Source organism: Sphingomonas longa (assembly GCF_016892685.1).
GTDB classification, from domain to species: Bacteria; Pseudomonadota; Alphaproteobacteria; order Sphingomonadales; family Sphingomonadaceae; genus Sphingomonas; species Sphingomonas longa.
Map to the genome: position 1 here is coordinate 455,732 of NZ_JAFEMC010000001.1, position 12,354 is coordinate 468,085.

Annotated in this window: 12 protein-coding genes; 5 read left to right on the plus strand and 7 right to left on the minus strand. The window is 67.7% G+C overall.

The window, feature by feature from the left end:
* Positions 1-36: 36 nt before the first annotated feature.
* Entirely contained in the window at positions 37-756 is a 720-nt protein-coding gene (locus ILT43_RS02215) for a response regulator (RefSeq protein WP_204196095.1), read from the plus strand.
* Between the two features lie 2 nt (positions 757-758).
* A complete protein-coding gene (locus ILT43_RS02220; RefSeq protein ID WP_239473852.1) occupies positions 759-2,108 on the plus strand; it encodes a sensor histidine kinase in 1,350 nt (449 codons plus the stop codon).
* Here ILT43_RS02220 and ILT43_RS02225 read toward each other — a convergent pair.
* From ILT43_RS02225 to ILT43_RS02240, 4 genes are all read right to left on the minus strand, one after another.
* Positions 2,092-3,354: an MFS transporter gene (locus ILT43_RS02225; protein ID WP_204193801.1), complete on the minus strand. Its 1,263-nt coding sequence runs from the start codon at positions 3,352-3,354 to the stop codon at positions 2,092-2,094. The two genes, ILT43_RS02220 and ILT43_RS02225, sit on opposite strands and share 17 nt — an antisense overlap.
* Before the next feature lie 56 nt (positions 3,355-3,410).
* A complete protein-coding gene (locus ILT43_RS02230) occupies positions 3,411-5,045 on the minus strand; it encodes an inorganic phosphate transporter (protein WP_204193803.1) in 1,635 nt (544 codons plus the stop codon).
* Positions 5,046-5,117: 72 nt separating this feature from the next.
* Positions 5,118-5,522 carry a GFA family protein gene (locus ILT43_RS02235; RefSeq protein ID WP_204193805.1) on the minus strand — a complete coding sequence of 135 codons (405 nt, stop codon included), beginning with the start codon at positions 5,520-5,522 and terminating at the stop codon, positions 5,118-5,120.
* 20 nt (positions 5,523-5,542) lie between these two features.
* The gene (locus ILT43_RS02240; RefSeq protein ID WP_204193807.1) at positions 5,543-6,721 is read right to left on the minus strand and encodes an aspartyl protease family protein; all 1,179 of its coding nucleotides are present in this window, start codon (positions 6,719-6,721) and stop codon (positions 5,543-5,545) included.
* A 129-nt stretch (positions 6,722-6,850) separates the two neighbouring features.
* On the opposite strand from ILT43_RS02240, the gene ILT43_RS02245 reads away from it, so the two are divergent.
* Positions 6,851-9,130 carry an ATP-dependent helicase gene (locus ILT43_RS02245; protein ID WP_318293450.1) on the plus strand — a complete coding sequence of 760 codons (2,280 nt, stop codon included), beginning with the start codon at positions 6,851-6,853 and terminating at the stop codon, positions 9,128-9,130.
* Positions 9,131-9,139: 9 nt separating this feature from the next.
* Here ILT43_RS02245 and ILT43_RS02250 read toward each other — a convergent pair whose 3' ends face one another.
* Together ILT43_RS02250 and ILT43_RS02255 are read right to left on the minus strand one after the other, a co-directional pair.
* A complete protein-coding gene (locus ILT43_RS02250; RefSeq protein WP_204193809.1) occupies positions 9,140-9,505 on the minus strand; it encodes a response regulator in 366 nt (121 codons plus the stop codon).
* Positions 9,506-9,526: 21 nt separating this feature from the next.
* Complete coding sequence (locus tag ILT43_RS02255; RefSeq protein ID WP_204193811.1) at positions 9,527-10,612, minus strand: sensor histidine kinase; 1,086 nt, start codon at positions 10,610-10,612, stop codon at positions 9,527-9,529.
* 183 nt (positions 10,613-10,795) lie between these two features.
* Here ILT43_RS02255 and ILT43_RS02260 point away from each other — a divergent pair, with 183 nt between their 5' ends.
* Positions 10,796-11,326 (plus strand): glycine zipper 2TM domain-containing protein, encoded by a 531-nt coding sequence (locus ILT43_RS02260; protein WP_204193812.1) that lies wholly within the window; start codon positions 10,796-10,798, stop codon positions 11,324-11,326.
* Positions 11,327-11,368: 42 nt separating this feature from the next.
* On the opposite strand, the gene ILT43_RS02265 is transcribed toward ILT43_RS02260, so the two are convergent.
* Positions 11,369-11,710 carry a WYL domain-containing protein gene (locus tag ILT43_RS02265; protein WP_204193814.1) on the minus strand — a complete coding sequence of 114 codons (342 nt, stop codon included), beginning with the start codon at positions 11,708-11,710 and terminating at the stop codon, positions 11,369-11,371.
* Between the two features lie 141 nt (positions 11,711-11,851).
* Between ILT43_RS02265 and ILT43_RS02270 the strand changes: the two genes are divergently transcribed.
* Entirely contained in the window at positions 11,852-12,346 is a 495-nt protein-coding gene (locus ILT43_RS02270; protein ID WP_204193816.1) for a hypothetical protein, read from the plus strand.
* Positions 12,347-12,354: the final 8 nt, after the last annotated feature.

Consider the following 12,354-nt stretch of genomic DNA (forward strand, 5'->3'; position numbering starts at 1 on the left):
TTTCCGGAGGCTACGGCCATGCTACAGCCCGACATCATGGGAGATCAGCCGCATTTGCTGCTCGTCGATGACGAGCGCTCGATCCGCGAACCGCTGGCGGTGTACCTGACCAAGCAGGGCTTCCGCGTCACGCAGGCCGGCGATGCGGAGGCCGCTCGAACTCGGCTGACCGCCTATGCGATCGACCTCGCGATCATCGACATCATGATGCCGGGGGAGGACGGGCTGTCGCTCTGTCGCCACATCGCCGCGACCAGCGACGTGCCCGTCATCCTGCTGACCGCCAAGGCGGAAGAAACAGATCGCATCGTCGGGCTGGAGATGGGTGCGGACGATTATGTCGTGAAGCCCTTCTCCCCGCGCGAGCTGGCGACTCGGGTCAAGGTCGTGCTGCGTCGGACACAGGCGGGCGCGACCCGGCACCACGCGCCGGAAAGCGGCTCCTACGCCTTTGCCGGCTGGGTCCTGAAATCGGGCGAACGCGCGCTGGTCGATCGCGAGGGCGTGTCGGTGCCGCTGTCCACCGGCGAGTTCAACCTGTTGCTCGCGCTGGTCACGCGGCCGCGTCAGGTGCTGACCCGCGACCAGTTGCTCGACCTGACGCAGGGTCGCGAAGCCGCCGCCTTCGACCGCGCGATCGACAATCAGGTGAGCCGGCTGCGTAAAAAGATCGAGGTGGACGCCAAGAACCCCGACATCATCAAGACCGTGTGGGGCGGCGGCTACACCCTTGCGGCCGAAGTGACGCGGCTATGAGGATGGGGGTGCTCACCCGCCTCTGGCCGCGCCGTCTCGCGACCCAGCTTGGCCTGCTGATCGTGCTGGCGCTATTCGTGGCGCAGGCGATCAACTTCACGCTGCTCCTGCGCGAGCGGCGTCAGTTCGCCCTCGAACAGATTACCGGCCCCGCCGCCACGCGCTTCATCGATGCCAGCGAGCGGCTCGCGGCGGGCAAACCGATCACGGCCGACCGCGGCCGCGTCCGGCTGATGGCCGTCAGCCCGATCAGGCGCGGGATCATGGCGGAGCCGGAGGTGGCCCGCGCACTGCGCGGTGCGTTGAACGATGCCGGTCTGCGCGTCGGGCGGATCGACACCGCGCTCCGCCCCTTGCGCCGCAACGACCCGATGCTTCGCCGCATGCCGCCGCAGCGGGTCGAGCGCATCCTGCGCGACGCCGACGAACTCGTCATCGCCGTTCAGCGCCTCGATGGTCGCTGGCTGATCCAGCGCATGCCGTGGGGACATACCGACAGCGACCTGATCTGGCGGCTCGTCGGCCAGACGGCGATTTTGTTCGTCGTCGTCCTGATCCCGGTCCTGCTCGCCATCCGTCGCATCGCCCGCCCTTTGCGCGACCTGACGCTGGCGGCCGAGCAGTTCGGGCCGGGCGACATGGCCGATCCGGTGCCCGTCCGCGGCCCACAGGATGTCGCGGCGCTGGTCACCGCATTCAACGATCTCCGCTACCGCGTCACCGCGATGCTCGACGAGAAGGACCGCATGCTGGGCGCTATCGGTCACGATCTGCGCACGCCGCTCGCCGCCCTGCGCGTCCGCATCGAGTCCGTCGATGACGATGCCGACCGCAACAAGATGGCCGACACGATCGCCGAGATGAACCGGACGCTGGATGACATCCTGTCGCTCGCCCGTCTCGGCCGGCCCAGCGAACCGCCGACCGAGGTCGATCTGTCCGCGCTCGTGGACGCAGTCGTGGAGGACTTTCGCGACCTCGGCGACGACGTGGAATTCGTCGAGGCCGAACGACTGAAGATGCGGCTCCGCCCCTCGCTCATGCGCCGCGCCGTTCGCAATCTGATCGAGAATGCGGTGAAATACGGACGCACCGCCGTCGTCCGGATCGACCGGCTGCCCGCGGCCGTCGCGATCGTCGTCGCGGACAGCGGCCCCGGCATCCCCGCCGACCGGCTGGAGCATGTCTTCGATCCGTTCACCCGGCTGGAGACATCCCGTAATCGGGAGACGGGCGGCATCGGCCTCGGCCTGGCCCTCGCCCGCGCGATCGTGCGCGAAGCGGGCGGCGACATCGTTCTCACGAACCGCCCCGAAGGCGGCCTCGCCGCGACGATCACCCTGCCGGCTTGAGTCCTCTCAGCAGCGCCAGCCCACCCAGGCTCAGCACGCCCGCCGCGACGAGGTACATACCGACCAGCCCCAGCCCGCCGCGCGCGACCAACCACTCCGCCGCGATCGGCGCGCTCGCCCCACCGATGATGCCGCCCAGATTGAACGTCATCGACACGCCCGTGTAGCGGACGCCCGCCGGAAACAGCCCCGGCAGCCATCCGCCGAGCGGCCCATAGGCGAAGCCCATCACGAACAGCCCCAGCGCCAGCCACAGGAAGATCACCACCAGCGATCCCGCCCCCAGCATCGGCCCCATCGCCAGCCCAACGAGTACGCAGCCCGCGAAACCCAAAGCCAGTACGCGTTCCGGCCGGCGACGGTCGGCCATGACGCTGGCAACGATTACTCCGGCAGCGAGAAACAGGATCGCGGCCAGTTCGACGCCCAGAAACACCTGTCGCGAATAGCCGAGGGTGCGCGTTCCGTATCCGAGTGCAAAGGCCGTCGCGAGATAGAAGATCGCGAAGCATGCGACCACCGCCGCCGTGCCCGCGACGGTCGCGCGCAGATGCCCGCTCAGCAACGTCGCGATCGGTACCTTCGGCAGCGCCTCCGCCGCCGCAGCCTCCTGAAACGCCGGCGTCTCCGTCAGGCGAAGCCGCACCCACAAACCCAGCGCCACCAGCACCGAACTCGCGAGAAACGGCACGCGCCAGCCCCACTCGCGGAACTGCTGGTCGGTCAGGAACACGCCGAGCACCAGGAAGAACCCGTTCGCGGCGATGAACCCCACGGGCGCCCCCAGCGGCGGGAACATGCCCCAAGTATATCGCCGGTGCGGCGGCGCATTCTCCACGGCGAGCAACGCCGCCCCGCCCCATTCGCCGCCCAGACCCAGCCCCTGCCCCAGCCGCGCGATGCACAGCAGCAGCGGCGCGATCCAGCCCGCCTGCGCATAGGTCGGCAGGAACGCGATCGCGACCGTACTGCCGCCCATCAGCAACAGGCTGGCGACCAGCGTCGACTTGCGGCCGACGCGGTCGCCGAAATGGCCGAACGCCACCGCGCCGACCGGGCGCGCGATGAACGCCAGCCCGAATGTGGCATAGGACAGCATCGCCTGCGCCGCGCCGCTCGTCTCCGGAAAGAACAGCGGCCCGAACACCAACGCCGCCGCCGTCGCGTAGATGTAGAAATCGTAGAACTCGACCGCCGTGCCCGTCAGGCTGGCGAGCAGGATGCGGCGGGTGGAGGCGGGTGTCATGCGTCCGACCGTAGCGCGGGCAACCTACGCCGCCAACGCTACGCGAGCATCGACGATCAGTAGCCCAGCGCCTTGGTCAGGTTCAGCAACAGCCAGTACAGCGTTCCCGACAGCAGCATCGCCACTGGCAACGTCATGATCCACGCCAGCGCCATGTTGCGCACCGTGCGCCCCTGCAGGCCAGCACCGTTCGCCACCGAGGCACCCGCCACGCCGGACGACAGGATGTGCGTCGTCGACACCGGCATGCCGAACCGTTCGGCCAGCAGGATCGTGGACGCCGCCATCAGTTCCGCAGACGCGCCCATGCCGTAGGTCAGGTGAGTCTTGCCGATCCGCTCGCCGACCGTCACGACGATCCGCCGCCACCCGACCATCGTCCCCAGCCCCAGCGCCAGCGCGACGGTGATCTTCACCCAGAGCGGGATGTAGCGCGTGCCGCGCTCCAGCTCGGTGTTGTACGCCTTCAACGTCTTGACCTGTGCGTCGGTAAACGTCGCCTGCGCGCCCTTGTCGGCGGTCACCAGCTTGGTCGTGTCCAGCACCAGATACATGTCGTTGCGAAGGTTCGGTACCGCCGCGGCGGGAACCTTGCCGAGCGAGCCATAGCCGCCGATCCGCTCCGCCACATCGTCCGACAACGTCGCCAGCCCACCATAGACGGCGGTGTCCGCCACCTTCTTGGTTCGGAGCGCCGCGGTGACGTGGGCCCGAGCCGCTTCCACCGACGTCATCGGCTGCCCATGCGCGGCATAGGCGGCGGAGGCGGAGGTCGCCGCCTGCACGAACGCCGGCGTCGCGCTTTCCGGCACGGTACGGTTGAGCGCATAGGCGGTCGGGGCGCAGCCGATCAGGATCAGCATGATCAGGCCCATGCCCTTCTGCCCGTCATTGCCGCCATGCGCGAAACTGACCGCCGTGCACGTACCGATCAGCAGTGCGCGGATGCCGACCGGGGGCGGCGCATCGGCCGCCGGCTCCCGGTACAGTTCCGGCTTGCGGAACAGGCGCTTCATCACCAGCAGCAGGACGAACGCGCCCGCAAAGCCGATCAGCGGGCTGATGAGCAGCGCCGACAGCACCTTCGTCACCTGCGCCATGTCGACGCCGGACCCGCCGCCGTCCGACAGCAGCTGGTATGACAGGCCGACGCCCAGGATCGAGCCGATCAACGCGTGGCTCGATGAATTCGGCAACCCGACATACCAGGTCGCCAGATTCCACAGCACCGCCGCCAGCAGCAACGCGAAGATCATCGCGAAGCCGCCAGCCGAACCGAGGTTCAGCACCAGATCGACCGGCAACAGCGTCACGATCGAATAGGCGACCGCCCCCGACGATGCCATGACGCCGAGGAAATTCCACGCGCCCGACCATACCACCGCCAGATGCGCGGGCATCGCGTTGGTGTAGATGACGGTCGCAACGGCGTTGGCGGTGTCGTGGAACCCGTTCACGAACTCGAACCCCAGCGCGATCACCAGCGCCAGCCCGAGGAAGAGGAACACTCCGCCCGCGATCTGCTCGCCGACCTGCTGCGTGTCCGTGAGGATACTGATCCCGGCATAGCCGAGCCCGCCGACCAGCAAGGCGGCGAACAGCCACTTGCCGGCGAACGGGAATCGGTCGTCGAGCCGGGGGCCACGGGCGTGCGAGACGGACTCGCCGCCCGTCAGAACGGTGCTTGCCATGATGCAACGATCCCTGCTCGACTTGGGTGACACTTTGATGACACACAAATCAATGTCGGGCGGCGATCGTCCCTAGCCGGGATAGTGCGCGAACTCCGGCAACGCCTCCAGCCGGCGGGTCCACTCGAGGCGATCCGCGGTCTGGATGTGGGCGGAGGGGGCGAAGGCGGCCGGATCGTCCAGCGTCGCCGACTGCACGTCGACGATCCCCGGCAGCATCGCGGCGTTGCGATAGAACAGCCCGCTACCGCACGTGCCGCAAAACGACCGGCGGCCATGCTCCGAAGAGGCATAAACCACCGGCGTTCCGGTGACCGTCACCTGCTCCTCCGGCCACGCGATCCAGCCGACCATCGGTGCTCCCGCGCTTCGCCGGCAATCCTCGCAGTGGCACAGCGTGTGATGCGCCGGCTCCCCGCTGGCGACATAGCGGATCGCCCCGCAATGACAGCGGCCGCTGGTCGTGCTCGTGTCCATCTCCTTGTCTCCCATATTCGTCAAAGATACGGCGTGAGCGTCAGCGCCACCGGTCGCGCCGGTGCGGAGCCCCGGCTGACGGTCAGTTGTGCTATCGCACCCGTCCGTCCGCCGATCTGGCGGAGTACGTCGCTGCCGTCCGCCGCCGCCACGATGTCACCGACCGCGATACCCGCCGCCGCGGCCGGGCTGCCCGTACCGACCGCCGCGACCTTCCAGCGATCGTCGCCGCCGCGATCCAGCCACAGACCGGACATGCCGTACCGCTCCTGCACCGGCGGCTCGACGCGATGCTCCTTCAGCCACAGGTCGCGGGTGCTGGTGACGGTGGACAAGTTGAAACGGCGCAGCACCCCCAGGCCGATGATGCCGTTCTGGTTAGACCCGATGCCGTCGCTGGCCGCGCGCAGCGTCACCAGCGGCCGCTCCGTCCGCGTCCCCGCGAAGTCGAGCGAACCGGCGCGCACCACCCGGGCGATGCCGGCGGCACCGGCGATCCCGGACGGGCGAGTCGGTGCCCAGGGCCGCGCGTCGTTCCATAGGCCGACGCGCTTGGCGAAGGCGTTGTCGACCGTCACACCACCCGGTGCGCCGGTGTCCAGCAGGAAACGGCCGTCACGACCGTCGATCGCTGCATCGCCGAACAGCCGCCGGGACCCGGCGCGCGGCCCGGTCCCCTCGGCGACGAGCGCATTCTTCATCTGCACATAACCTTCGCGCGGCGGTCGACCGTCCGGATAGGCGCGCCACTCGCCCGCCTCGAAATCCAGGTCGCTGTCGATCGCGGTCAGGAAGCCCGCCGCCACCGCGCCGTGCACGTCGCTGCCCAGTCGGAAAGCACCATTCAACCCGGCGAAAGCCACAGAAGTCTGCCGCGCGCCGCCACCGAACACGACATCTCTCGCCAGATAGACCGGCAGGTATGTGCGCCCGCCGATGCCACGCGCCGCGGTCTGCCCCGTGATCTGCATCTTCAACTGCTCGGCAAAGTCGGCGTTGATGAAACTCAGCACGCCACCCGTATCCAGCAGGAAATCGAACGGCCCCTGACCGCCGATGGTCAGCGCCATGACGACGCGAGAACCCCGCAGTTGCACCTTGCTGACGATCACGCGCGGCTCGGCCGCTCCGGCCTGCGAACCGACAGCCAAACCGCTCATCCCGAACAGCGCCGTCGAAAGGAAATCCCGTCTGTCCACGGCCTTCTCCCGCGCCATGCCGACGCAATCTCGATTATACGGCGGGTCGCGGCGCGCGCAAAGCCTGCGTGGCCGGCTTCGCCTCCGTCGCGCTTGCTCCCGACGCGCGCGTTCCCTACCTGTTCGATCGTGACCGACAGCAATCTCGCCGACCCGCCATATCTCAAGGGCTTGAACCCGCCCCAGCGGGAGGCGGTGCTGACCACCGATGGCCCGGTGCTGATGCTGGCCGGTGCCGGCACGGGCAAGACTGCGGCGCTGACTGCCCGGCTCGCGCACCTGCTCTATACGCGCAAGGCGTGGCCATCCGAGATCCTCGCGGTGACCTTCACCAATCGTGCCGCGCGCGAGATGCGCGAGCGCGTCGGTCGGCTGGTCGGCGAAGCGGTCGAGGGCATGCCGTGGCTCGGCACCTTCCACGCGATCGGCGCGAAGATGCTGCGTCGGCACGCCGAGCTGGTCGGGCTGCAATCCAACTTCACGATCCTCGACACCGACGATCAGCTGCGCCTGCTGAAGCAGCTCATCCTCGCCGCCGACATCGACGAGAAGCGCTTTCCGGCCCGCAGCCTCGCGGGACTGATCGACGAGTGGAAGAACAAGGGGCTGACCCCGCGCGAGATCGATGCGGGCGAGTCCGAACGCTACGCCAACGGTCGCGGCGGTGAACTCTACCAGCAATATCAGGACCGGCTGAAGGCGGTGAACGCCTGCGATTTCGGCGACCTGCTGCTGCACATGCTCGTCGTGCTGAAGACGCATCGCGACGTGCTGGAGCAGTATCAGACCCGCTTCCGCTACATCATGGTCGACGAGTATCAGGACACCAACAGCGTCCAGTATCTGTGGCTTCGCCTGCTCGCGCAGGAGCGCAAGAACATCGCCTGCGTCGGCGACGACGACCAGTCGATCTATTCGTGGCGGGGCGCGCAGGTCGAAAACATTTTGCGCTTCGAAAAGGACTTTCCCGGCGCGAAGGTCATCCGCCTCGAACAGAATTACCGCTCGACACCGCACATCCTCGGCGCGGCGGGCGGCGTTATCGCCAATAATAGCGGCCGGCTCGGCAAGACGCTGTGGACCGAACTCGACGCCGGCGAGAAGGTCCGCGTGTTGGGCATCTGGGACGGCCCGGAGGAGGCGCGCCGCGTAGGAGACGAGATTGAATCAGCGCAGCGCGGCGGGACCTCGCTGGACGACATCGCCATCCTTGTCCGCGCGTCGCACCAGACCCGCGAGTTCGAGGATCGCTTCATCGCGATCGGTATGCCGTACAAGATCGTCGGCGGCTTCCGCTTCTACGAACGCGCGGAAATCCGCGACGCCCTCGCCTATCTGCGCGTCGTCAACCAGCCCGCGGATGATTTGGCATTCGAACGCATCGTCAACGTGCCCAAGCGCGGGCTCGGCGACAAGGCGGTGGCGAAGGTCCACCAGCTCTCGCGCGCGCTGAACGTGCCGCTGACCACCGCCGCCGCCCGTATTCTCGACAGCGACGAACTGACCGCGCAGGCGCGCAAGTCGCTGGGGCGTCTGGTCGGCGACATCGCCCGCTGGCGGGAGATGGCGACCACCCTGCCCCACCCCGAACTCGCGCGCCAATTGCTGGACGAGAGCGGCTACACCGCGATGCTCCAGGCCGAGAAGTCGGCCGAAGCCGCGGGTCGGCTGGAGAACCTGACCGAACTCGTCCGCGCAATGGAGGAATACGACTCGCTCGGCGCATTCCTCGAACATGTGTCGCTGGTCATGGACAACGAGGGCAGCCGCGACGACCCGAAGGTCACGATCATGACCATCCACGCCGCCAAGGGGCTGGAATTCGACACCGTCTTCCTCGCCGGCTGGGAGGAAGGATTGTTCCCGTCCCAGCGCGCGATCGACGAGGGCGGCACCAAGTCGCTGGAGGAGGAACGCCGCCTCGCCTACGTGGCGATCACCCGCGCGCGCCGCCGCGCCTTCATCCTCCACGCCGCCAACCGCCGCATCTACGGCCAGTGGACCTCGTCGATCCCCAGCCGCTTCGTCGGCGAATTGCCGCCCGAGCATGTCGATGCGGAAACCAGCATGTCGGGCGGCGAATCGCTATGGCGCGCCAACTGGTCGGAACATGCCGATCCGTTCGCGGACGTGGCGCGCGGCGCGGGTCGTGGTCCCGGCTGGCAGCGCGCGGCGGGCCAGATGGGCACGTCCAGCTTCACCACCGCCCCGAAGCGCATCGTCGAGGCGCGGTCGAGCGCGGTCAGCCTCGGCAACAAGGGCCGCGACGATCTGTCGATCGGCCTGCGCGTCTTCCACCAGAAATTCGGTTACGGCGCGATCGCCGAGATCGAAGGCAACAAGCTGGAGATCGACTTCGAAGCCGCCGGACGCAAGCGGGTGATGGACAGCTTCGTCACGATCGGCTGAGCGCCCGCGTCAGCCGACCAGTTCACCCAGCGCCTCGCGCAACTCCGTCTCGCCGAAGGGACGTGACAGGAACCGCGTGCCCGGCAATCCGTCGAGCGCTGGCGGCAAGTGCCCCGACGTTACGATCACGTTCACCGCGGGCCAGCGGTCCCGCACGATCGCTGCCAGCGCCAGCCCGTCGACCGAGCCCGCCATGTCGATCCCCGTCAGCACGACCCGGATATTCGCATTCTCGCTCAGGATCGCGACGGCTGCTTCGGCCTCGCCGACGCCGATCGCGCCGAGACCTGCCGCCTCGACCAGATCGATGGCGTCCAGCAACAGCAGCGGCTGATCCTCGACGACCAGCACGGTCGCCATATTTGCCGCACTCACGACCGCCGCCCGCCGGGCAGGTCAGGGATCCAGCAACTGGTGGAGCGGAGCCCGAAAATCCGCTGCAAACCCTTCTGCCGTAAAGTGTTTCTCGACATGGCCCGTTCCTACCAGACCCATGTTGATAAGGCGTGAACCAAACCCCTCGCGTGTCGGTGGCCGTGCCGGCGGTCCGCCTGACTCCCGCCAGTGCAGCACCAGTTCCTCGCCCTCGACCCGCCAGTCCACCGCGATGCGGCCGCCCTCCACCGACAGCGACCCATATTTCATCGCATTCGTCGCCAGCTCGTGCATCAGCATCGCGATCGACAGCACCGCGCGCGGTGCCAGCATCAGCTCCGGCCCGCTGGTGTCGATCCGCTCGCCGTCGCCATCACCCTCCGCGAACTTGGCGTGCACCGCCAACGTGTCGCGGACGATCGTCTCCATCGAAGAATGATCCCAGTTGTCGCGCAGCAGCACGTCCTGTGCGCGGCCCAGCGCGACGATGCGGTCGGTGAACGCCCGCACCAGCGGTCGTTCCTTTACGTTGCGCAGCGATTGCGTCGCGATCGCCTGCACCATTGCCATGCTGTTCTTCAACCGGTGGCTCAGCTCGGACGCGACGACGTCGGCACGCCGTTTCGCCTCGACCCCCGCAGTGGTTTCGGTGCCGGTCAGGATCGCGCCCTCGACCGTGCCATCCGCCGCACGAACAGGACTGCACGAGAAGGTCATCCACGCCTCGTCGCGAAACCCGGCGCGCGTCACCGCCAGCTGGCAATCATGCACCAGCGTGGCGCGGCCCTGCATCGCTTTCTTCGCGAACTGGCCGACATCGCATTCGGCATGCGCGAACGCCTCCGACAGGCGCACGCCTTGGCGGTCGCAGCGAAGGATCGGACGCAGCGCATCGTTGACGATTGCGATCTGCTCCGCGCCCCAGATCAGCGCGGCCGGCAGCTTCGCCTCCAGCACCCAGGTCGCGGCGCATTTCAGGTGCGGCGACCACGCCGCGATCGGACCCAGCGGCGTGCCGGACCAGTCGTGGTCGATAACGGCCGCGACGGCGGGACCGCAGGGGCGATCTCCCTCGATCAGGAACGACAAAGACCCATGACCCTGCAAATGTCGTTTCCTTGCAAACACTTGCCATTGTTTATGGCGTAAACTTGTTCTCCGCTCGATAAACCAGATCAACGTTCCGCGATCTCTTGCTTGCGCGGTTCAGGAACCGTCCGGGTAGCGGCTCGTAGAGCGTGCCGAGCCCGATTCGCGGGCAGGAGGTCCAGTGTCATGCTTTCCCGTGTCATGAGCGTTGCCCTTGCCGGCATGACGCTCGCCGTTGCCAGCCCGGTCCTCGGCCAATCCGGCGCCGACGACGCGCGCTTCGCACAGGCGCAGTCGCGGTTCGATCGCGAATACCAGCTCTATCGGCAGGAGGTGGACGTGTATCAGGCCGCCCGCAGCCGCGGCGGCTATCGCCAGCCTGCGTACCCGCAAGGAAGCGACGGATATCGCCGGGCGCCGGACACGTATGGCGATGACGACGGCGATGACGGCGCGTACGATCCCGCCCGCGATTACCGCACCGGTCCGAACTACCGGGAGCGCGTGTTGTCGAGCGACGACCGTGTCTACGCCGGTTACGACGGCCGTTACTATTGCCGCCGTTCGGACGGCACCACCGGCCTGATCGTCGGCGGTGCGGCTGGCGGCGTGCTCGGCAACGTCATTGACGGCGGTCGCTCGCGCACCGTCGGCACCCTGCTCGGGGCGGCGGCGGGTGCACTGGCCGGTCGTGCGGTCGAACAGAACCAACAGCAGGTCCGCTGCCGCTGATCCGATCCGTGACCCCGGCCGACGCCGGGGTCACGACCGCGCTTAGTCGATCTCGACCCCCATCAGCGCGACGTCGCGATATTTGGGATCGGAGGGCACGAACAACGCACTGGGCGTAAAACGACGCGGCGTCAGGCGCAGCGAGGCGAGGCCCGCGAGCTTGAACGTGCCCATCTTCTCTTCCTTCGGCGGCTTGCCGTCGCGCTCCAGCGTGGTCGCGTCGACGTAGAGCTCGTCGTGGCGCGTGTAGATCATGTGCGGCGCCAGCGTCACCTCACCGCGATTGTAGATCGCGGCGACGCATTGGCGCTTCACGATCGCCTCGAAGATGGTGGCGGGCGACGGCGGCGGACCGGCGTCGGCGGCGGGGCGCTCGATGGTCATCTGTGTACTCACGTCCCTCGTGATGCGCTTTTTGCCGCAGCGCAGCAAGAGCGTACATTCGTATGCAGTCGATCGTCCCACGCCGGTACGACCACGTCTCGTTTTCGGGAACGGGTGGCGGCCTCACCGGTTGCAGCCAGCATGAGCGAAACCGCGGATCGCAGCGACCCCGATTTGTGGGATGAGATAAAGCGGGCGGTCACCGCCGGCGCGAAGGGCGGCGAGCCCGGTAAATGGTCCGCGCGCAAGGCGCAGATGGCGGTCGCCGAATACAAGAAGCGCGGCGGCGGCTACGTCGGCGACAAGGACCCGCACAACAGCCTGCACGAATGGTCCAAGGAGGATTGGGGCACCAAGTCGGGCAAGAAGAGCGGCGACACGCACGAACGCTATCTGCCGAAAGCCGCGCGCGACGCGCTCAGCGACGACGAATACCGCCGCACCACCGCCAAGAAGCGCGCCGACACGAAGAAGGGCCACCAGCACTCCGCTCAGCCTGCCGACGTGGCTGAGAAGACCGCCCCGTACCGCGACCACCGCACGAAGGCGGACCTCTACGCGGAGGCGAAGAAGCGCAACATCGCGGGCCGATCGACGATGACGAAGGAAGAACTGGCCAAGGCGCTGTCCACCTGAGACTGCTC